Annotated in this window: 10 protein-coding genes; 4 read left to right on the top strand and 6 right to left on the bottom strand. The window is 68.4% G+C overall.

From position 1 onward, the window contains the following. Positions 1-6 precede the first annotated feature (6 nt). From EET10_RS20950 to EET10_RS20925, 6 genes are read right to left on the bottom strand one after another with little or no spacing between them, the layout of a single operon-like run. Positions 7-231, bottom strand: a complete 225-nt coding sequence (locus EET10_RS20950; RefSeq protein WP_036400569.1) for an MbtH family protein — start codon at positions 229-231, stop codon at positions 7-9. Continuing rightward, positions 209-1,495, bottom strand: a complete 1,287-nt coding sequence (gene mbtG / locus EET10_RS20945) for an NADPH-dependent L-lysine N(6)-monooxygenase MbtG (RefSeq protein ID WP_036400567.1) — start codon at positions 1,493-1,495, stop codon at positions 209-211. The genes EET10_RS20950 and mbtG overlap by 23 nt, the downstream gene beginning before the upstream one ends. Next, a complete protein-coding gene (locus tag EET10_RS20940) occupies positions 1,492-5,913 on the bottom strand; it encodes a non-ribosomal peptide synthetase (RefSeq protein ID WP_122502464.1) in 4,422 nt (1,473 codons plus the stop codon). The genes mbtG and EET10_RS20940 overlap by 4 nt, the downstream gene beginning before the upstream one ends. Then, positions 5,910-12,446 carry a non-ribosomal peptide synthetase gene (locus tag EET10_RS20935; protein WP_122502463.1) on the bottom strand — a complete coding sequence of 2,179 codons (6,537 nt, stop codon included), beginning with the start codon at positions 12,444-12,446 and terminating at the stop codon, positions 5,910-5,912. Before EET10_RS20935 ends, EET10_RS20940 begins: the two co-directional genes overlap by 4 nt. Then, entirely contained in the window at positions 12,439-15,597 is a 3,159-nt protein-coding gene (mbtD, locus tag EET10_RS20930; protein ID WP_122502462.1) for a mycobactin polyketide synthase MbtD, read from the bottom strand. Before mbtD ends, EET10_RS20935 begins: the two co-directional genes overlap by 8 nt. Further along, positions 15,597-16,928, bottom strand: a complete 1,332-nt coding sequence (locus tag EET10_RS20925) for a beta-ketoacyl [acyl carrier protein] synthase domain-containing protein (protein WP_036400792.1) — start codon at positions 16,926-16,928, stop codon at positions 15,597-15,599. The genes mbtD and EET10_RS20925 overlap by 1 nt, the downstream gene beginning before the upstream one ends. A 580-nt stretch (positions 16,929-17,508) precedes the next feature. On the opposite strand from EET10_RS20925, the gene EET10_RS20920 reads away from it, so the two are divergent. From EET10_RS20920 to EET10_RS20905, 4 genes are all read left to right on the top strand, one after another. Then, positions 17,509-17,823, top strand: a complete 315-nt coding sequence (locus tag EET10_RS20920; protein WP_036400565.1) for a hypothetical protein — start codon at positions 17,509-17,511, stop codon at positions 17,821-17,823. A 10-nt stretch (positions 17,824-17,833) separates the two neighbouring features. Continuing rightward, positions 17,834-18,574, top strand: a complete 741-nt coding sequence (locus EET10_RS20915; RefSeq protein WP_036400563.1) for a thioesterase II family protein — start codon at positions 17,834-17,836, stop codon at positions 18,572-18,574. Between the two features lie 247 nt (positions 18,575-18,821). Then, the gene (locus EET10_RS20910) at positions 18,822-20,153 is read left to right on the top strand and encodes a condensation domain-containing protein (RefSeq protein WP_099188500.1); all 1,332 of its coding nucleotides are present in this window, start codon (positions 18,822-18,824) and stop codon (positions 20,151-20,153) included. Positions 20,154-20,287: 134 nt separating this feature from the next. After that, on the top strand, positions 20,288-21,649 hold the full coding sequence (locus tag EET10_RS20905) for a cytochrome P450 (RefSeq protein ID WP_122502836.1): 1,362 nt from the start codon (positions 20,288-20,290) through the stop codon (positions 21,647-21,649). Positions 21,650-22,401 lie beyond the last annotated feature (752 nt).

Genomic DNA, 22,401 nt, shown 5'->3' with positions numbered 1-22,401 from the left:
GCTTGGCTAACCAGACCGCCCCGAATTGACCGCCTCACGCAGGCTTTTGGGCCGCATGTCGGTCCAGTGTTCCTCGACGTATTGCAGACAATCCGCCCGGCTGGCCTCGCCGTACACCGTGCGCCAGCCGGCGGGGATCTCGACGAATGTGGGCCACAGGCTGTGCTGCTCTTCGTCGTTGGCCAGAACGACGAAGGCGCCGGTCTCGTCATCGAAGGGATTGGTGCTCATCATTTCTCCTACTCGAAGGGTCGTTTTGGGGTAGCTCGGCGCCCAGTACCCGGTCGGAAAGCAGTCCCAGGCAGCTGAGGTTGGGAAATCCGGGCCCCTGGTTCAGGCCGGCCAGTCCGGGCAGAAACAGCTTCGGCGCGACGCTGTTGACGGCGAGGTCGTAGCCGATCGACTCCTGCAAGCGTTCGCTACTCAGCGGCCCGCCCAGCCCGAGTTCGAGCAGGTCGAGCGCATCCTGGTTCAGCAGCGTGGTAAACCACAACGCGTCAACGCCCGAGCCGTCGATGACCAGGTCGAAACCGTGGACGGTTTCGAAGTTCTCGGTGCCCCGGTCGGTGCTCAGGGTGAGCCGGATCTGTTGGTCGCGATCGACCGCGTGCGCAACCCGGCCGCGCAGGTGCCGGATCCGGTCGTCGGCCATCAACGCATCCTGCACGCTCGACGAGAACACTCCGCGGTCCGTGCGGGCTATCGCGTCGCGTCGTTCCGGCAGAGTCAGGGCGGCCCAGTCGGACGGGTCGGAGAACAGCGAGTTCTCGAAGAAGCCTTCGCCCCGGGTGAATAGCGTGACCTGCGGCGAGATGACGGTGATCGTCGAAATCGGGTGCCGGAACAGCTCATGGAGCATGGCCGCGGCGGTTTCACCACCGCCGATCATCGCGACTCGCTCGGCACTGATCCGGTCGTGCTGGGCGGCGCGATGCCAGAACTGCGCGATGGAGAGCACCCGCGGATTGCCCGGCAGCAGGGTCCGTTCGGCTTGGCCGGGCCCAGTGATCATCAACCCGTCGGCGTGCACGGTGCGCCCCGGGGTGTGCAGCGCCCAGCGCCGGCCGTCGAGGGCGATTCGGTCGACCTCGCCGTAGACCACCGTCATGTCGATTCGCTCGGCGACCCAGCGCAGATACCGGCCCCACCGGCCGTGGGTCGGCGCCGGGCGGCCACGGTCGATCCATTGGGCGAATTGACCGGTGGCGATCAGATACGCCTGCCAGCTGTAGCGCGTCATACGCTCGTCGAGTTCGGCGTTGCGGCGCGGCACCAGCGACGAGCGGTAAGGGAAGCCGACGTCTTTTTCGGGGCTGGTGCCCAGGCTTTGGGCGCCGTCGGTCCAGCCGCCGCCGGCCTGCCAGTTGGCGGCCACCCCGGTGCGTTCCACAGCGAGGACGTCAGGTGTGTCGACACCCATTGCGCGTAACACCGACGCCTTGGCGGCGACGGCCACCGCCTTGGCCCCGGCGCCGACGACCGCCAGCGTAGTCATGTCACGGTCTCCTCGAGAGATTCATTCCAAAGATCTTGCAGCGCAGTCAGATCCGCCTCGCCGAGGATATCGGGCAGGGCACGCCACTGGGTCACCAAGATTTGCTGATCAGCGGAGCCCAGCAGGGTGGCCATGATGACCAGTTCGTGACGCACCGCCAGGTCCGGTTCGGGCAGTGGCGGCAGTCCGCCCAGCAGCTCACGGTCGAGGCGCACGCCGGTACCGGCGTGAGAGACTCCGTCGACGTCGCTGCGGCCCAGGTAGTTCAGCAGCAGCTGCGGCCCCGGAACACTGTTGAGCGCGGCCGCGGTGTCGCTGCGCAGGTAGCGCAGCAGCCCGTAATCGATTCCGCCGCCGGGGATTGCCGCCAATTGCTCGGTCACCCGTTGCGGGTCGGTGGCAGGCACCCGCAGCGGATAGATCGCGCTGAGCAGGCCCACGGTGTCGGTGGTATCGATGGCGTCGCTATCCACCACGGAGTCGGCGCGGCCGTGGGTTTCCAGGGCCAGCAGCGGCGCCGGGGTCGGCTGACCCCGGCGCTGCCGCCACCGGGTCACTGTCCGCGCCGCCGCCGCGACCAGCAGGTCGAACATCGGCACACCCGAGGCCAAGAGTCGACCGGTGATGTCGGTGTCGGTCACTGCGGCGCGGATCAGCAGGCCAGCGGCCCGGTCACGGTCGGGGCGGACCCGTCGGGCGCCCAGATCCGGGTCGTCACCCTGGAGCTGGGAAAGCCAAAACGGCATGGTGTCAAGGGTTTCAGCGCGCCGCATGAGCGCTTGGGCCCACCGCCGGTAGCTGGTGTGCTCGGGAACGGGCGCGGGTGAGTGGCCGCCGGCCAGCGCATGCAGGGCCGCATCGAGTTCACCGAGCAGCACCCGCCACGACGCCGGGTCCATCGCCAGCACATGCCCGGCCAGAAGCAGCACGCTCGGTCCGCTCGGCGGCCGCAGCCACCTGGCGGACAGCAGCGAACCACATTCGGGGTCCAGGCTTTCCAGCGCCTGTCCGGCGTGCTCGGTGACCGCTGCCCGCAGATTGCCGGACACTGCTGCCTCGTCGAAGAAGTCACCGACCGGGGTGGGCACCAGGGTCATGCTGGTGCGGTCCAGGCGGGTGCGCAGCACTTCGTGGCTGTCGACGATGGCGGTCAGCGCCGCTCGCAGCTGCGCTGCGGTGATGTCCTGGGGCAGCCGGATGGCCTCGACCTGTCCCATCCGCCGCGGCTCGCCGTATTCATAGACCCACATCGCGTTGGGCAGCAATGGAATCGGTTCGGTGCTGCACTCGTTGTCGCGGGCCGCACCGGTGGTTTCCGAGTCGATCGCGGCGGCGAGTTCACGAATGTTGTTGCACTCCAGGATGAGCCGGGCGCGTAGTGGGATGCCGCGGCGCCGAGCCGCCTGGACCACCGACAGCGCGACGATGCTGTCCAGTCCCAATTCCAGGAAATCGGCTGTCACGTCGACCTCGCGGCTCTGCAACATCTCCGAAAGCAACTCGGCCAACGCCGATTCCGTGGCTGTTTCGGGTGCCGACCCAACAGCGCCGGCATCGACGTCGGGCAGCGCGGCCTCGTCCAGCTTGCCGTTGGCGGTCAGCGGGATCTCGTCGACGACGACGATGCGCTGCGGCACCATGTAGCGCGGCAGCCGCTCCCCGAGCATGGTCCGCAGCTCGGCTTCGGTGGGCTCGGAGCCGTTCGCGGTCGCGGCGCAGGCCGTCAACCGAGCGCCGCCCTGGTGTTGGCGGACCACGACATGGGCATGACGTACCGCCGGGTGCGCCTGCAGCGCCGCGGCGATCTCGCCTGGTTCCACCCGGTAGCCGCGGATCTTCACCTGCTCGTCGGCGCGGCCCAGATAGCGCAGCGAGTCGTCGGGCCGGCGGCGCACCACGTCGCCGGTGCGATACATCCGCTCCCCGGACCCGAATGGGTCGGCGATGAATCGATGTGACGTCTCACCGGGGCGTCCGAGGTAGCCGCGCGCCAATTGTGCTCCCGCAACATATAATTCGCCGGCTGCGCCGTGGGGCACCGGGCGCAGCGCGGAGTCCAGCACATAGGCGCGGCTGTGCTGGGTCGGGCACCCGATCGACGGCGCGGCATGCTCGGTGATGTCGGCGACCACTGCCTCGACGGTGGTTTCGGTAGGGCCGTAGCAGTTGTAGGCCACCATCCCGCTGCGCGCGCATGCGTCGCGGATCATATTCCAGGTCGGCGGAGCGACGGCTTCGCCGCCCAGCGCGAGCACCGTCAACGGCACGCGCGTGAGCAAACCGAAGGCTCGCAGTTGGGCGAACATCGACGGGGTGGTGTCGATCATGTCGATGCGGTGTTCGGCGATCGCCTGCACCAGCGACTCGGCGTCGCGCTGGGTGTGTTCGTCGACGACGTGCACGGTGTGGCCGTCGAGCAAGGCCACCAGCGGTTGCCAGGCGGCGTCGAAGGCGAACGACCAGGCGTGCGCGATACGCAGCCGGCGCCCCAGCCGGGCGGCGGCGGGCCGCAGCACGGTGTCGATGTGGTGGTCGGCATAGGCGCCCAGCGCAGCGTGGGTTCCGATGACTCCCTTGGGTTCTCCGGTGGTCCCAGAAGTGAAGACGACGTAGGCGGCGTGCCGGGAATCCAGATCGACGGGACGAAAATCGCCGGCCTCTTCGGGCGTCTCCGCGTCGGCCGACGAAACCATGTCCTCGTCGATGACCACGGTTGCGCCGGTCTGGCGCAGGATCGACTCGACCCGTTCCGGCGGCGTTCCCGGTTCCAGCGGCACGCACACGGCACCGGCCTTGAGCACCGCGAGCAGCGCGATGACATAGTGCGGGCCGCGGGAAAGCCGCACTGCCACTGGTATTTCCGGCTCGATCCCGCGAGCGGTCAGCACTGCGGCCAGCCGGTTGGCCGCCGCATCCAGCTCGTCGTAGGACATGGACCCGCCGGCCCAGCTCAGCGCCTCCTGCTCGGGACCGGCCTGTGCGACCGCGGCGAAGCGGGTGTGAAAGCCTGCTGCCGGGCGGGCCGGCGCCGTGCCGGGGGCGCGCAGCGGCCGGGTCTCTTCGTCGAACAGCACGCTGACCTCGCGCAGCGGGCGCTCCCAGCTCGACAGCAGCCGCTCGGCGGTGGCCAGCACGCGCCGGCCGAGCATCTCACCGGTGGTGGCGCCCAGCGCACCGTCGAGCGCTTCGACGAACATGACCAGCTCCCCGTCGTCGAGGTGGGCGGCCAGCGCGACCGGGAAATGCGTCACGCTCTCCAGCCCGGCCGGGCGGAATGTCACACCGCCTGCAGTCAACTCGCCGTTTTCGGCCAATCCTGCCGTGGGGAAGTTCTCATAGACCAGCAGCGTGTCGAACATCTCGCCGACGCCGCCGATCGCCCGCAGCTGCGCGTGGCTGAGGTAGCTGTGGTCCCGCAGCACCGCCGCATTCCGTTGCAGCGCAACGCATTGCGCGCCGACTTCGACGTCCGCGTCGAGCCGCACCCGCAGCGGCACGGTGTTGATGAACAACCCGATCATGGTTTCGACGCCGGACAGTTCGGCGGGCCGGCCCGATACCGTGACGCCGAACACCACGTCGTTGCGGTCGGTCAGTCGGGACAACACCAGCGCCCAGGCCAGCTGCATCAAGGTGTTCACGGTGATTCCGCGGGAGCGGGCACCGTCGCTCAACCGTCCGGTGGTCTGACGGTCGGTGCGTAACTCGGTGCGCCGGGGCAGTCCGGTCCGGGGTGCTTCGGTGGCCATCGACGCCGCCAGCAGCGTCGGGCCGGGCAACCCGGCAAGGTGCTCGCGCCACACCTGCTCGCTGGCCGAGCGATCCCGCTCGGCCAGCCACCCGATGTAGTCCCGGTACGGACGCGGCTTGACCGGCAGCGCGTCCAGGTCACCGTCCGCCCCGTAGAGCGCAATCATCTCCGCTGCGAACACCGGCAGGGACCACCCGTCGATCACGATGTGATGCGCGGTGATCACCAGATGCCAATGCTGGTCCGGTAATTCGATCAGCAGGAAACGGATCGCCGGTGTCTTTTCGAAGTCGAACGGCCGAGACCGTTCCGCGGCGGCCAGTTTGGCGATGTCCGCCGGCTTGGCGGCAACCTGGCGCCAGGGCAGCTCGACCCGCGACGGCACGACCTGCACAGGCCGGGGAATGTCGCGGCTGACGAAGCTGGCCCGCAGGTTCGGGTGGCGCCTCAACATCTTTGCCGTGCAATCCTTGAGCAGCTCGACGTCGAGCGGACCGGCGATATCGGCGGCGATCCCGACCAGGTACGGGTCGTCGGCCGGCCCGTCACCGTCAGGGCCATCGGCCAGCCCGGAAAGCACCGTCAGCGAATACAGCCCCTCCTGCAAAGGGCTCAGCGCCATCACATCCTCGATGCCCGGGGGCGTGCCGGTTTCGGTGGCGGTCATTGCTTACCCCACGACTGCGTCACTGCCGCCAGCTGCTCGGCGGACAGTCCGGAGGTGCTCATCGGCGCGTGGTGGGTATCGGCTTCGGCAGCGCCGTCGGCCCCTCCGGAGTCCAGGACGGCGTCACCCGATGCCGGATCCACTGCCGCACCCGATTCGAGCGCGGCCGCCAGCTGCTGCACTGTCGGGTTCTCGAACACCATCCGCGGACTGACCGGCAGACCGGCAGCCCGTGCCCGCGCCGCCAGCTGCACCGACAGGATGCTGTCACCGCCGAGGGTGAAAAAGTCGTCGAAGCGCCCGATTTCGTTGATCGGCAGCAGGTCGACGAAGACCTCGGCCAGCGCACGCTCGATGTCGGTGCTCGGCGGCTCGCGGTGGCCGGTGGTGCTCACCGACGGCCGCGGCAGGCCGGGCCGGTTCAGCTTGCCCGACTCGGTCTTGGGCATTTCGTCGAGTACGGTGATCGACGACGGCATCATGTAGCCCGGCAGCACCGCGGCAACTTCGGCCCGAACCGCCGATGCGAACGCGGATTTCGCCTCCTCGCCGGCGGCGCGGTGATGCGGCACCACATAGCCGGCCAAGGTGGTGCCGCCGTCGACGTCCCAGGTGCGCGCGGCCGCCACGGCCACCCCGTCGGCGGACTTCAAGGCGGCTTCCACCTCGCCCAGTTCGACGCGGAACCCGCGCACCTTGACCTGATGGTCGGTGCGGCCGACGAACTCGAGTCGACCGTCTTGCGTCCAGCGGGCCCGGTCGCCGCTGCGGTAGAACCGCGCGCCCGGCTCGCTTGAGTACGGGTTGGCCACGAACCGTGCTGCCGTCAGGCCCGGCCGTTTCCAGTAGCCACGCACCAACTGTCCACCGGCGTAATACAATTCGCCGACCACACCGGGCGGCACCGGGTTCAGGCCGTCGTCGAGCAGATACACCTGCGCGTCGGGCATCGGGGTTCCCAGCAGCGGCACCGGCGGCGTCATCGGACCGCGGACCAGCGCGCCGGACGTTTCGGTGGCGCCGAAGTTGTTGAGCAACTGCGGGCCGTCTTCACCGCCGTAGTTGGCCAGCAACCGCTCCTGCAGTGACGCGGTCAGCGGCTCGGCGCCACACACCAGCCGATACAGCGACCGCAGTGCGTCGGGCCCGGGGGCACCTCCCGGTTGCGGGGGACTGTCGACGATGGTCGTGACCAGGCTGGGCACCGCGGTGACCTGGGCCACCGAGTGACGCCGGATCAGCGAGGCGAGCGCCTCGGGATCGCGGTGCTCGGCGTCGTCGGCCAGGATCGTGGTGGCCCCCGCCGCGAGGCCGCCCAGGGTTTCCATGCACCCCTCGAGGAAGGTCCACGACGCCTGGGCCAGGCGGATATCTTCGATGTCGTTGTCGGCTACCGGGTAATTCCATAGCTGCCAGTTCAGCCGGGTCGTCATCGCGCGGTGGGTGCCCAAGACACCCTTGGGGGTGCCGGTCGACCCGGAGGTGAACACCAGATACATCGGGTCGTCGGGATGTGCGGCGGGCAACGGATCTGCTGACGGCTCAGTGTCCAGAGCTTCCTGCACCTCGGGATCGTCGAGCGAAATAAACGTCACCTCAGGCGATTCCGGCATCGTGTCCAGAGCTTCGGACGTTACGACCACCACCCGCGGCGCGACGTCGTCGAGCATGAGCTGCTTGCGAGCCAGCGGATAACCGGGATCCAGCGGGAAGAAGCCGGCGCCGGCTTTCATGATCCCGACCAGCGCGACCACCATGTCGATGCCGCGCCGCGTCGACAGGCCCACCAGCGAACCGGGACCCACCTCACGCGCGACGAGCAGGTGGGCGAAGTTGTCCGAACGGCGGTGCAGCGCTGGGTAGTCGAGCTGCTCGTCGCCGCAGCGCAGCGCGATGCGATCGGTGCCCCACCCGCGACTGGGCTCGAGCAGCTCGGCGATCGTGCGCGGGCGCTCGGGCGGCGGCTCCGGCCCGCGGCTCCACTGGGTGAGAATGCGCTGCCGCTGCTCGGCGTCGAGCAACTGCACGTCGCGCAGCCGCTGATCGAGGTCGTTCGCAAATGCGTCGACGATCTGCAGCAGCCAGCCGACCAGCCGCTCGATCGTGCTGCGGTGATACAGCTCGGTGCGGTAGAGCATGTTGCCGGTATAGGTCTGGTCGGTCGCGAAGAAGTTGACGCTCAGGTCGGCGTGGGCGATGTCGAATGTCGGCTCCAGCGCGGTGAATACGGTGTTGCCGGCTGCGCTGGAGTCGATGACCCGTTCGCCGGGCAGGTGATCGCGGACGTGCACGACGGTCTGGAACAGCGGGTTTCGCGATAGCGTCCGCACCGGGCTGACCGCGTCTACGATCCGGTCGAACGGCAGGTCCTGGTGGGCGTAGGCGGCCAGCGCCGTTTCGCGGGCCCGGGTCAGCACCTCGCGCAGCGACGGGTTGCCGTCCAAGTTGTTGCGCAGTACCAGGACGTTGATGAAAAAGCCGATCAGTTGGTCGAGTTCGGGCTCGGTACGCGCCGCGATCGGTATGCCCAGCGGAATGTCCACGCCGCCGCCGGCTTTGTGCAGCACCACGGCGACGGCCGATTGCAACAGCATGAATTCGGTGACACCCAGTTCCCGGCACAGCTCGGCGAGCTTGCCGCGGGTGTGCGCGTCGATGCTGAACTCGACGGAGTCGCCGGCGCCGCTGGGCACCGCCGGACGCGGAAGGTCGGGCCGCAGCCCGGTGTCCTCGGGTATGCCCTCCAGCTGGCGCACCCAGTAGTCGCGTTGCGCTCGGGCGATGCTGGGCTGTGTGTCTTGCTCCGACAACAACTCGCCCTGCCAGGCCGCGTAATCGGCGTATTGGAGCGGCAGCGGCGCCCAGGACGGCTGTTGTCGGGCGTGGCGAGCGCGGTAGGCGGTGAGCAGGTCGGCGAAGAGCACTCCGCCCGACCAATGGTCGATCGCGATGTGGTGCACCACCAACGACACCACGTGCTCGTCACCGGTGTGCAGTACCGCGGCGCGGATCGGCCATTCGCGGTCCAGCCGGAAACTGTAGTGGCGCTCGGTGTCCAGCTGCTGCCGCAACCACTGCTCACCCTCCCCGGATGCCTGCCGCACCGGTAGTTCAGCGGCCGGTTGGACCACTTGATAAGGCACACCGTCGATTTCGGTGTAGGTGGTGCGCAGGATCTCATGCCGCCGGACCACGTCGCCGACGGCGGCCACCAGCGCGTCGACATCGCACGGCCCGCTCAACCGGGCGGCGAAGGAGATGTTGTTGACCTCGCTGGGTCCCTCGATCCGGTAGGCGAACCAGGTCCGCAGCTGCGCGGCCGAGAGCGGCAGCGGACCCTCGTGTGAGGTCTTGACCAGCTTGGGTCGCTTGAAAGTGACCGCGCCCGACTGCAACTGGTCGACCCGTTCGGCCAGCCGCCCCACCGTCACCAGCTCGAAGACGTCGCGGATGCCGAGTTCGACACCGCATTCGGAGCGGATCGCGGCGACCAGCTTGGTGGCCACCAGCGAGTGCCCGCCGAGGTCGAAGAACGAGTCGTCCACACCGACCGGGTCGTGGCCCAGCAACTGGGTGAACAAGCCGGCGACCGTGCGCTCGGACGCCGTGCTGGGTTCGCGATATTCGGCGGCCGATGCGATCTCGGGCTGCGGCAGGGCGTCCCGGTCGATCTTGCCGTGCGTCGTGATCGGGATCTCGTCGAGGACGACATAGGCGGCGGGGGTCATGTAGTCCGGCAGCGCGGCGGCCACCCGGGCCCGGATGCGGTCCACGTCGACGGTTTCGGCGCCGCCGTCGGAACCGGTGACGTAGCCGACCAGACTCTTGCCGAGCCCGGGCAGATCGGTGGCGATCACGACCGCCTGCCCGACGCTGGGGTCGACCGAGATGGCGGCGGCGATCTCGCCGAGTTCGATGCGGAAGCCGCGGATCTTCACCTGCTCGTCGGCCCGGCCGACGAATTCGATGTCGCCGTCGGCGTTGCGGCGCGCCAGGTCCCCGGACCGGTACAGCCGGCCGCCGGGGGTGAACGGGTCGGCGACGAAGCGTTCGGCGGTCAGCGCCGGCCGGCGGTGGTAACCGTGGGCCATATGCGTTCCGCCGATGTAGATTTCGCCGATCACCCCGACCGGCACGGGCTGCAGCGCAGCGTCGAGCAGATACACCTGGGTGTTGATCTTGGGCCGGCCGATCGGGACGATCCGGGTTCCCTGGGTGCCTTCGACCTGATAGCTGGTGGCGTTGATGACGGTTTCTGTCGGTCCGTAGAAGTTGTACAACAGCGCGTCGAAGGTGGCGTGGAACTTGTCGGCTACCTCGCCCGGCAGCGGCTCCCCGCCGATCGGCACCCGGCGCAGGGTGCGCCACTGGTTGACACCGGGCAGCGACAGGAACAGGCCGAGCAGCGACGGCACGAAATGCATCGAGGTGATGCCCTCGCGGTAGAGCAGATCGGTCAGATAACCGATGTCGCGCAACCCGTCCGGCCGCGGAATGACCAGCCGCCCGCCGCAGATCAGCAGCCCGAAGATCTCGGCGATGGACACGTCGAACCCCGGCGAGGCCACCTGCAGCAGCCGGTCGGTCTCGTCGACCTGGTACTCGTCGCCGAACCAGACGAAGTATTCGGTGACCGGCGCGTGCGGCACCGGCACTCCTTTGGGCAGCCCGGTCGATCCGGAGGTGTAGATCAGGTAGGCGGTGTTGTCGGGCCGCAACGGCCGGACCAGGTCGTCGGGCGCCGGGTCGGCCGGCGAATATCCTGCCAGGCCGGTAACCGGTTCGCGCAGCACGAGTTTGGCCTCGGCGTCCTCGAGGATGTAGGACAGCCGGTCTTCCGGGTAGGTCGGGTCGACCGGCAGGTAGACGGCACCGGCTTTGAGGACGCCCAGGGCGGTGATGACCAGCTCGGGAGACTTGTCCAGCAGCACGGCGACCCGGTCCTCGGTGCCGATACCCCGGTCGATCAGCCAGTGCGCCAACCGGTTTGCTTCCTCGTTGAGTTCGCGGTAGCTGTATTGACGGCCCTCGTGGACGACGGCGACGGCGTCGGGCGAGGATGCCGCGCGTTCGGCCACCAACGCCGGCATGGTGGTGGGTGTCGTCGAGAACTCCTGGCCGGTGGCGACTTTGCGCAGCCATTCGGCCTCGGCGGCACCGAACAGCGAGAGCCGGTTGAGCTCGGTGTCGGGGTCGGCCAGCGCGCTGTCGAGCAGGATGGCGTAGTGCTCGAGCAGCTGAGCGGCCAGCGGCGGATCGAGCACCTCGACGAGATATTCGGCTTCCACCAGCGCCCCGGTTCCGGACAATTCGACCGTGAAACTCAAGGGCAACTGGCTGAATTGACCGCAAAGCTCGCCGCACCGGCACTGCACGCCGGGCGGGCAGAAGCCGCCGCCGTCGGATTCGCGGAGGCCGAAGCTCACCCGGGTCATCCGGTCGGCACCGTGGCGGCGGTCGGGGTTGGACTCCCGCACCAGCCAGTCGAGGTTGACGCGCTGGTGGGCGAAAGCCCCGGTGGTGACGTCGCGGGTCTGGGCCAGCAGGTCACGGAAGGTTTGCCGCGGCTGCGGCCGGGCTCGCACCACGACGGTGTTGCCGTAGTAGCCGATCGCATTCTCGGCTCCGCCATTGCGGTCCGTGACCGGTGCCGCGATCAGGAAATCCGTGGCATGGGTGTAGCGGTGGATCAGCGCGGCGAATGCGGCCAGCATCACCAGGTACGGGGTGGCCTCGCACTCGCCGGCCAGCGCCGTGACCCGGTCGACGGTGTCCGCGGACAGCTGCGCCGACACCCGTTGCGCTCGCCAGGTGCTGGGCACCGCTGAACCGTTGGCACCCGGAAGTTCCAGCGGCTCGGGCAGGTCCGCCATCAACGATCGCCAATAGGCCAGATCCTCGTCGAGGGTTCCGACGGTAGCGGCCGACACCGGCGGCGTCGCGCCGTCGAGGCCGTCGCGGTCGGCGTAGGCACGGGTCAGGTCGGTGAAGAACGGGCCCCACGATCCGTCATCCCAGGCGATGCGATGGGCGGTGATCAACAGCGTCAGCTCGTCGGCGCCCAGCCGCACCGCGGTGACCCGCAGCGGGGAGTCGGTGGCCAGGTCGAAGGGACGGCGAAACTGCCGTTGCGCCAGCACTTCCAGCCGCAACTGACGGGCCTGCTCGGCCAGCCCGGAGAGGTCGTGGTGGGCCCAGCCGGGACGCAGGTCATCGTGCACCACCGGGCACGGATCTCCGTCGTCGTCGGCGTGATAAGTGGTACGCAGCACCGGGTGCCGAACCGCAACGGCGTCCAGCGCCCGGTGCAACCGCCCGACGTCGACGGTTCCCGTCAGCCGGTAGGACGCGCAGACGTTGAGCAGTGAGCTGCTCGGATCGATCGACTGCACGAACCACAGCCGGCGCTGACCATCGGACAGCGGGGGGCGGGAGTCCTGCTGTGAGTCCTGGGAAGGCGACGCGGACCAGGCCAAGTCAGGCTCGGCCAGCCCACGGCGCAACGACGTCAAGTCTTGGTGGGTGTCAGTCACGCGCGGATCTCAACCTTTCTCGTCTTTCGGGATTCGCGGTAGACCCGGGTTCCGCGGTTGGCTCCGGGCTTGCGGCTGGGCCGTCCGCACCAGGTGCCGATTGCAGAATCGCGATCAGCTCGGCGCCGGTGATACCGCCGAGCAGTCGGGCCGCGGGCACCGATCGGCCGGTCCATCGGCGCAACCGGTCACGCAGGTCCAGCGCCAGCATCGAGTCCGCGCCGAGGTCGACCAGCGCCACGTTCAGGTCGACCGCAGCCGGACCATCGAGACTGAATGACGTAGCGATCTCGGTGCGTACCAGCTCACTGATCGGTCGCTGGTCCGGACTGTGGCTGTCGGCCGCCGAATCGTCGTCGCGTTCGGTGGTTGCCGTCGTGGTGAACGGCATTGCGGCGCCCTGGCTTTCGAAGAACACCCGAAGGCGGTCGAAATCAGCGGCCAGAATCAGCGGGTCGCCTTGACGGCACCCGAGACTGGTCGTGATCGCGGCGTCGGGGTCCATGGCGATCAAGCCGGACCGCTCAATGCGGGCGACGTCGTCGGCGCCGGCGATGGTGGTGCCCTGCCATAAGCCCCACCGCACCGACATGCAGTTCAGTCCGTTGCCGCGCAACCGGCCGGCCACGGTGTCGAGCATCCGGTTAGATGCCGCATAGCCGGCGTGCCCGTAGCCGCCCCACACTCCGGATACTGAGGAACACACCAGGATCCGCGCATCCGGCCGCAGCGGCCATGCGTCGGTCATCCTGATCAGTCCGGTTACCTTGGCGGAGAACACATCTGCCCACTCCTGGTCGCCGAGTTGGTCATGGGGGGCGAAGCGGGCTGCGCCGGCGGCGTGGATCAGCAGCGAGGCGCCGTCGCCGGCGTACTCGCCGGCAACCGCCGACACCGCCTCGGCGTCGGTGATGTCGCAAGCCGGAGCGTGCACCTGCGCGGGGTATCCCGCAGTCAACCGGTCCAGCTCGTCCCGGTCGACGCCGTTGCGGCTCAACAGCGTGACCCGCCGGGCGCCGTGTTCGACGCAGTGCCGGGCGTACCGCAGGCCGATGGTGCCGTTGCCGCCGGTGATCACCACGTGGTCCAGCGCCTTTGCGTCGACGCCTTCGGGTGCGGATTCGGCGGACTCGCGCAGCGTCCGGACGAAGCAATCGAGTCCGGTGCCAGAATCGTGGGCGCGCACCGCGACTTCGGTGTGATCGTCCAGCAGGACATCGATGCATTGGCGAGCGGTGGCCTCGTCGATATCCCGGCTCGGCACGTCGAGGTGGGCGAATGTCTGGTCGGGGAACTCGAAACCGACGCTGCGGTGCATCGCGGCCAGCGCGGCCTGCGCCGGCAAAGCTGCCGGTCCGCCGGCGTCCACCTGCTCACCGCAGATGGTGACCAGCCAGACCCGTCGGCAGCGCGCCCCGACCGCGTGGTGGTAGTCGAATTGTCGTGCATCGCTACGGAGTCGGCCGGCCGCGGCGATCGCGTCCAGCTGCATCACAGCCGGTGCGATGATCACGGCGATCTCCGCCTCGGCGGGTCCCGTCAGGTCGCACGCGGGATGCGCCCCGACCGCCTCGGTCAGCCGGCGCGCCAACGGATCGTCGGCCGAGTCGAGCGTCACGATCGCGACGGCGCTGGCCGGCCGGTCCGCCGCGTTGTGCTGACGCGGGTCGTGCGCCGGCAATTGCTCCCACCGCTCGTAGGCGACCACCAAAGTCGACCCGGGTGCCGGCGGCAACGGTTCGCGGGTGGCCCACAGGTGTATGGCCCGCATCGGCGCGGTCGGGAAACCCCGCAGCAGCGGCTGGTCGCCGACGCCCGCGATGTCGCGCCAGCGGTAACCGGGATTGGCCACCGCGGCAGCGGCGATGTTGGCGGACAAGTGCTCCACGACGGGTTCGTCGCGGCGCCCGGAACCCACGATCAGGGCGTCTTCGGCCAGTTCGGCGAGTGCGTAGCGCAGCGACGGATGCGCCGACAGTTCCACGAACGTGCTCGCGCCGCGTTGCCCGGCCGTTGCCGCAGCCTGATCGAATCTGACTGTGTTGCGCAAGTTTTGGTACCAGTAGTCGGTGAAGTCGGTGCCAGGTGTGACGACGTCGCCGCAAGCCGAGCTGACGAACTCCACCGGTGCGTCGAAGAACTGCGATGCGGGCAGCAGTTCACTCAATGTGTCGCGCAGAGATTCCAGCTTGCTGGTGTGCCCCGGATAGTCAACGGTCAGCTCGCGGGCGAATATGCCGTTCTTTTCGGCTCGTCCCACGATGGCGGCCACCGCGTCGCGGTCCCCGGAAACGACACTCGACGACGGCGAGTTGACTGCTGAAAGTTCCAGCCAGCCAGGCGTTTCGGTGATCAATCGCTCAGCCTGGTCGGCGTCCATGCTGAGCACCGCCATGCCGTAGCGGCCCGACAGCCGGCTGACTACCGTGGCCCGGGCGGCCACGACGGCGACCGCGTCCGCCAGCGTGATGGTGCCGGCTACGTAGGCGGCCGCCGCCTCTCCCAGGCTGTGCCCAATGGTCAGGTCGGGCAGCACTCCGCAGGATCGCCACAGCTGCGCCAGACTTGCCGCGTGGGTGAATTGTGCTCCCTGGATGTCGATCTGCGACCAGCCCTGGTCCGAGCCGGCTGACGTGTCGGCTGACGAGCCGGCCCACGAGCCGGCTGACACCTCGCCCAACACGGCTGGTGCCTCGCCCAACAGATAGGGCAGCGGCGAAGGCAAACCCGCGGCGACGAATGCTTGCGCGCACCGGTCCGCCTCCGTCCGGTACGCCGGAAGGCGCTGGTACGCCACGGCTCCCATCGAGGGCCACTGATTGCCCTGGCCCGGGAACGCGAACGCGGTTCGAGTTTTGGCGTTCTCCGAAGACCGGGCGACCAGCGGATGCTGTTCACCAGCGGCAAGTGCGCGCAGCCCGGCCTCGAGTTCAGTGCGGTCGGCGGCCCGCACGACCGCGCGGTGGCGGCGCACCCGCCGGGTGCGCAGCAGCGTGGCCGCCACCGCCGGGGTCACGTCGTCGGTTCCGGGTTGTGTCCCGAGGTACTCGAGGTAGTCGAGGATTGCAGCGGCGTCCTGACCGATCAGCTCTTCTTCATGTGCACTGAGCAGCACCGGCACGCGGTTATCGGGAAGTCGGTGCGTGGTCATTATCCGGCGCCTGCTAGCGAGGCCGTCGAGACGATGAGATGGGCATTGGTGCCGCTGATGCCGAAGGCGGAGACGGCGCCGATCCGCTGCCCGTCCACGGCCGGCCACGGGGTCAGTTCCCGCGCCAGTCGCAAACCCTGCCTGTCCCAATCGATTTCCCGGCTCGCCTCGGCGGCGTGCAGGGTGGGTGGAACAGCGCCATGCTCGGCGGCGACCAGAACCTTGGCCAGCCCAAGCGCGCCGGCGGCTGCCTGCGCATGGCCGAAGTTGGATTTCACCGACCCCAGCAGTGCGCCGCGACCCGGTTCGGTGTTGCCGTAGGTTTCGGCCAGCGCCTGCAATTCGGTGCGATCTCCGAGTCGGGTGCCGGTGCCGTGCCCCTCGATCATGCCGATCTGCTCGGGCCCGAGCCCTGCTTGGGCCATGGCCCGCTGAAACAGGCGGCTCTGCGCCGCAGTCGACGGGGCCGCGAGCCCTGCGCTGCGGCCGTCCTGGTTGAGGGCGCTGGCGCGGACTTCTGCGACGATTCGCCTGCCGTTGCGCAGCGCAGCCGACTTCCGTTGCAGGACAAACATTGCCGCACCTTCGGCCCAGACGGTGCCACTGGCCCGGGCGCTGTAGGGGCGGCAGTGGCCGTCGTCGGACAGGGCGTGCTGCTTGGAGAACTCGACGAAGAAGCCGGGGGAGCCCATCACGGTGACCCCGCCGGCCAGGGCCATGTCGCAGTCGCCGGCCCGCAATGCCTGCACCGCGACGTGAAGCGCTGCCAGCGCAGACGAGCAGGAGGAGTCGATCGTCAACGCCGGGCCGGCCAGCCCCAACAGGTAGGAGATCCGGCCGGAGATCACGCCGGAAGCGGTCCCGGTGAGCAAGCGTCCGCTGTGGCCGGAGAACTCCGCCATGTCGGGGCCGTATCCAGTGAGGTAGGCGCCGAGGTAGCAGCCGACGTCGTGTCCGGCCAGGTCGTCGGGGTTGATGCCGCTGCCTTCCAGGGCTCGCCAGGCGACTCGCAGGGCGACCCGTTGCTGCGGGTCCATCGAGATGGCCTCGCGCAGCGAAATGCCGAAGAACGCCGGGTCGAAGGTAGCCGCCCCGGTCAAGAAACCGCCGCAATTGTGGATCCGCTTGAATCCCACACGGCAGGATCCGTTCAGCAGGTCGCCAATCGGCCAGCCCCGGTCGGTGGGCAGCGGGCACAACCCCTCCTGCCGCTGCGACAGGAAGTCCCAGTAGCCCTCCGCGGTGTCGACACCACCGGGTGCTTCGATCGCCATGCCGACGATGACGACCGGATCGGGGTCGACGACGGTGGTCGGTTGGTGGTCAGACATCTCAGACATCGTTGTTTGCCGGGTCGTTTGCCGGGCCTCCGCGCGCGGCGACCGATCGGCGCACGGCTGGTCTAGCGCCGCCGCGCCCACCTGGGCCCAGTCCGGCCGAGCCATGGGTTCGTCCATACCCACGCTGGTCCCGGCCAAACCTCCGGGCACCAAGACGCAATGCCCTTAATGCCATAGCCACCTCCCCCCATGATCAGCTCCACATGTTCAGCTTTGGCCGGCCGGTGGATCGGCTGGCGACGCAACGCCGGCGAGCCAAAGCGGCCGACGTGGCGAATCAGCGAAAACCGCTGCGCGGTCTGCACATACGCAGATCGTTGCGACCTGCATACCCGCCGGCGCCAGCCGGTAAACACGCAGCTGAGAGGGCACCGCGCGGTATCTGGACGACCCGATGAACGGGCGTTCACCGCCGCGCCGGCCAGGACGCGCGCGACGTCCTGCGGCGCCTCCCCGGCAGGCTGGTCATGAGCATGGCCGCTGCTGGGATGGCCTACCGCAGGCGATCGTGACGGCCCGCTATTTGGTTACCCCCGTCATAGTTTTGACTGCGTCTGCGCAGGGAATCGCAGTGGATGTGTTCGAGCGGCTCGGCGGGCAGCACCTGGCGCGGACTGGGTCCGGGGCGGTGGTGTTGGTCGCACCGGCCGCAGCCGATGCCGATGATCACAGCGCCTGCGCGGTGCTGCCGCGGGCCCGCGACGAATCCAGCGCGGACCGCAGCGGCACCCGATCCCGAATCAGATGCCGGGTGATGGAGCCGTCGCGAGTCCAACGCGACACCCGCAACACACCAGAGCGCACCGAGAACCCCGGAGGACCCGGTCGAAAAATGCCGGGCCGCCAGCAAGCGATGCCCCACACGGCACCCACTGACGACCGATGAAAGGACATACATGTCAACCACATTCGCGCCCTGGATCAAGCGCGTGCCGGGGCCGGACCGACAACCTCACCGCGGCGCCATCGTGGTGTTCCCGCACGCCGGAGCAGCGGCCGCCAGCTATCGGAAATTGGCGGCGGCCCTGGCCGCCGGCGGCGACACGTTCATCGTCCAGTACCCGCAGCGGGCCGAGCGGCTCAACCATCCGGCGCCCCGAGATATCCACGACCTGGCCCTGGGGTTGTTCCAGGCGGGCCCCTGGAACCAGGCGGCACCGCTGCGGCTGTTCGGGCACAGCATGGGCGCGGTGGTGGCGTTCGAATTTGCCCGGATCGCCGAACAGCGCGGTATCGCGGTGCGCAAACTGTGGGTGTCGGCCGGCCCGGTACCATCCGCGGTCGCCGATCTGCCCCAGCTACCCACCAGCGATACCGAGCTGCTGGCCGACCTTGCCGACATGGGCGGGACCGACCCCAGGCTGTTGGCCGACGAGGAGTTCGTCGAGCTGCTGACCAATGCGGCGCGATGCGACTACCAGGCGCTCAACCGCTACGGCTGCGGCAACGGGGTGCGCATTCGCGCCGATATCCACGTCATCGGCGGCCGGCATGACAGCCGGGTCGATGCCGGGTCGCTGCACCGGTGGGCCAACCACACCGACGGCAAATTCACGTTGTCGTTTTTCGACGGCGGTCACTTCTACATCAAGGATCACACCAACACCGTCGCCAACCGCGTCGTGACCAATGTCTGATCCCGCGTTCGCCGCGCACCGGGAGAGGACCGGAAACGGATTCCGGTGGCCATCGCCGGCAAGGGCCGGCGCGCGGCGCCGGCATTGACCGGTTGACGTTGTACGGGTGTTTGCCCGGCGACACAACCCGCAATCGATCGGAGGCTGACAAGTGCCAGTCCAGATACGGCCGGCGCGAGCGCTGCAGACGCTCCGGAAAAGCAATGCACCCATCGGCGAAGTATCGCCGGACAATCAGCTGTCGTCCATGGACCAAGCCATGTTTGCGCTGCTGCGCGCCATGGACCGGGCCGCTGTCGTCCAATGTGTGTGGGTATACGAACATCCGGTCAACTTCGAGGCACTCAAACGCTTCCACCACCACCTCGGCTGTGGATTGCTGGGGCGGCGCATCGAGCGTTCGCCACTGCCGTTCGCCCGCCATCGCTGGGTCTGCGACCGGGGGCCGGCGGAGATGGAAGTGGCCGAGAGTCCGCGTCCACGCGGTGAACTCAGCGACTGGATCGACGAGCGCGCCCAGGAACCGATCGATCCGGAGCAGGGGCCCGCCTGGCACCTGGGCGTCCTTCCGCTGACGGACGGCTCGACCGCGGTCAGCCTGGTGGCGTCGCACTGCCTGATCGACGGGTTGGGGATAGGCCTCGCGGTCGCCGAGGCGGCCATCGGCAAGACGCGCAACCTCGGTTATCCGCCGCCGCATTCCCGCACTCGGCTGCGGGCGCTGGCCCAGGATGCCCGGCAGACCGTGCGGGGCGCGCCCGAGGTCGGCCGGGCCTTTGCCGGGGCGGCGAGAGCGGCCCGGCGTCGTCGCCACGAGGAGGCGACTGCCGCCGCGTCGACACCGTCGCGGTCGGTCGCCGCCGGGAGCGGCTACGGCGACGAACGTGTCGTGGTGCCGGCGATCGCCATCCACGTCGATCTGGATCAGTGGGATGAGCGTGCCAGCGCCCTTGGCGGGACCAGCCACCATCTGGCTGCCGGGTTGGCTGCCAAACTCGGCGAGCGGATGGGGCGCGGGCGTGCCGGTAACGGCACGGTCACCTTGCAGGTGCCGCTCAGCGACCGGACCGAAGACGACGCCCGGGCCAACACGCTGTCGTTTGTGAGCGTGAGTGTCGATCCGAGCCGGGTCACAACCGACTTGTCGCACACCCGCGCGGCCATCAAGCGGGTGTTCAACACCTTGCGCGAAACCCCCGAAGTGGCCTCGCCGATGCTTCCACTTGCCCCGCTAGTGCCGTACGTCCCGAAGCGGGCGCTCAAACGGCTGGCAGAGGCCGCGTTCGGCTACGACGATCTGCCCGTGGCGTGTTCAAGTCTCGGCGATCTGGCCGCCGTGGCGGCCTGCCCGGACGGAACCGAAGCCGAATACGCGTTCGGCGGCGGCGTGATCCAACGGGTCACGCGGGAGCATCTCGAGCGCCACGGCGAACTATCGCTGGTGTTCGTCCGGATCAGCGGCAAGATGTGCATCACCGTCGTCGCCTACCAGGCCGGTGAGGTCTGCTCCAAGCCCCAACTGCGTGAGCTGGCGGCACGCACCCTGGCCGAGTTCGACCTCAGCGGGGTGATCGAGTAACCGGGACTCGCTGTCGCGCATAGCAAACTCATAAAACTGTCAACCGTTTTGGACGTATTCTGCCGGGTATCCCTCGTTCATGACCCTCGCCCTAGCCGCCGGCCGCGCGATCACCGTCTCCCATGGTTGCCGACATGAGTGAACCGGTCCGGCCCGCCGGCCCCGCCGGCCTCGCCATCACGACGGCCAAGTTGCCGCCGGCACCACCCCGGATAGTCCCCAAGGGCCTGCAGGGCATTGCGTTCTTCGCGGCGCGGCGATGGGCCACCGAGCAGTTCACACGTCGTTACGGCGGTGCTTTTCAGCTCGATGTCCCGGTGTTCGGACACCTGGTCGTCGTGGCCGACCCGAGGCTGGCAAAAAAGGTATTCACCAGCACGACAGACGAGCTCGGCGCCATTCAGCCGAACCTGAGCAGGCTGTTGGGCCCGGGTTCGGTATTCGGGCTCGACGGCCAAGCGCATCGCAGGCGCCGAAAGTTGCTGGCGCATCCCTTCCGCGCCAGCAACATGAGGAATTACGAGCGGATCGTCGAGCAGGAGACACTGCGCGAAATCGCCGACTGGCCTGACGGCACGGTCTTCTCGACATTGCCGGCGATGAAGCGCATCACCCTCAACGTGATCTTGCGCGCCGTGTTCGGCGCCGAGGGAGACGACTTCGACGAGCTGCGCCAGGTCATCGTGCCGTGGGCGAAGTGGGGTTCACGATTGTCGACGCTGCCCCTGCCGAACCGAACCTATGGTCGCTACACCCCGTGGGGCCGGCTAGCGGAATGGCGGCGCAAGTACGACACGATCATCGACAGAATCATCGACAAATCCCAATCGGGCGCCAAATCGGGTGCGGAGTTGGAGGACCGGGCCGACATTCTCTCGCTGATGCTGCGCGGCGCATACGACGACGGTTCACCCATGTCGCGAGAGGACGTCCGGGACGATCTGCTCACTCTTCTGGTCGCCGGACACGAGACCACCGCAACCACCTTGGCCTGGGTGTTCGAACGGCTGACCCGCCAGCCCGAGGTGTTGTCGGCGCTCGTCGAGGAGGCCGACACCGACGAGAACGAGCTGCGCCATGCGGCGATCTACGAGGTGCAGCGCACCAGGTCGGTGATCGACTTCTCCGGTCGCCGGGTGCTCGCGCCGACGTTCGAGTTGGGGGAGTACATCATTCCCGAGGGCTATTCCATCGTCGTCAGCATTTCGCGGTGCCACGCCGACGCCGCCACGTTCCCCGATCCTGATCGCTTCGATCCGCAACGCTACATCGAGGGGAAACCGTCGCCCTTTGCCTGGGTTCCGTTCGGGGGCGGAACCCGGCGCTGTGCGGGGGCCGCGTTCGCCAAGATGGAAATGAACGTGGTGCTGCGAACCATCTTGCGCCACTTGACCATCGAAACCACCACGGCACCACCGGAGAAGATACGGGCAGGCGGACTCGGCTTCCTGCCGAAGGACGGCGGGCGGGTCGTCGTGCACCACCTCGAGCGGTGAACAGTCGCCCGTGCGGCCCGCCCCGGGCCGGTGGGGGCGACCGGCGCATCAACGGGGTTTGCCCCCGGCACGCGGGGGAGGGGGATGTGCCGGGGGCAAAGCAGCGGGTCGATCAGGGGACAAGTGCCCAGAACGGATGGGTGACCGACCAAACCGGGTGGGTCAAGTCATCGGTGTAGTGATAGATCGGGTGGGTTGGCGGCGGCACCGGGTGCATCGGAGCCATGCCCGGGCGCATCGGACCTGACGCGGGGTTCATCGGCCCCCGGCCCGGGTGAAGCGGGCCTGCTACGGAGTTCATCGAAGACCCGCCCGGATGCATCGGACCCGCGACAGGCTGCCCCGGGGCGGCCGCCGCAATAGCGGGTCCGGCGAACGTGCCCGCGAGCGAAAGGCCAAGGGCGCAGAGAACACCCGCCGCCAAGGTGCGAACGGTTGACATGTCGAACTCCCTTCAGTTCGGTATGAGGCTGTTCGGCTCGAAAAGCCCGCGTTGTCGACGCTGAATGAACCGGGTCTGTTGGCCCCGTTGCCGTGTCGTCGAGCCCACCCCGGCCCTGGCTGTCATACATGGTTGACAATTCGACGGTAGCGCCGCGTGCTCATATTGTCAACTATGGTTGCTTAATCTGGACGATCGTCGCATACCGGACGGGGCTCATCTTGGGGCGCAACGGGTTTCGCCAGGCCGGGTAGCGATCCGCGAGCTCGCGACCATCCTCATGCTCGGTATTGCTCAGCATGTTGGCAGT

It is taken from the genome of Mycobacterium pseudokansasii (assembly GCF_900566075.1).
Taxonomy (GTDB): Bacteria; Actinomycetota; Actinomycetes; order Mycobacteriales; family Mycobacteriaceae; genus Mycobacterium; species Mycobacterium pseudokansasii.
Note: the sequence above shows the minus strand (reverse complement) of the source record. Positions and strands in the feature narration are given on the sequence as shown.

Excerpts from the sequence above, each read along its gene's own strand:
- EET10_RS20915 (WP_036400563.1), top strand. The coding sequence starts at position 17,834 with ATGTCAACCACATTCGCGCCCTGGATCAAGCGCGTGCCGGGGCCGGAC.
- EET10_RS20950 (WP_036400569.1), bottom strand. The coding sequence starts at position 231 with ATGAGCACCAATCCCTTCGATGACGAGACCGGCGCCTTCGTCGTTCTG.
- EET10_RS20910 (WP_099188500.1), top strand. The coding sequence starts at position 18,822 with ATGGACCAAGCCATGTTTGCGCTGCTGCGCGCCATGGACCGGGCCGCT.
- mbtG (WP_036400567.1), bottom strand. The coding sequence starts at position 1,495 with ATGACTACGCTGGCGGTCGTCGGCGCCGGGGCCAAGGCGGTGGCCGTC.
- EET10_RS20940 (WP_122502464.1), bottom strand. The coding sequence starts at position 5,913 with ATGACCGCCACCGAAACCGGCACGCCCCCGGGCATCGAGGATGTGATG.
- mbtD (WP_122502462.1), bottom strand. The coding sequence starts at position 15,597 with ATGACCACGCACCGACTTCCCGATAACCGCGTGCCGGTGCTGCTCAGT.
- EET10_RS20905 (WP_122502836.1), top strand. The coding sequence starts at position 20,288 with ATGAGTGAACCGGTCCGGCCCGCCGGCCCCGCCGGCCTCGCCATCACG.
- EET10_RS20925 (WP_036400792.1), bottom strand. The coding sequence starts at position 16,928 with ATGTCTGACCACCAACCGACCACCGTCGTCGACCCCGATCCGGTCGTC.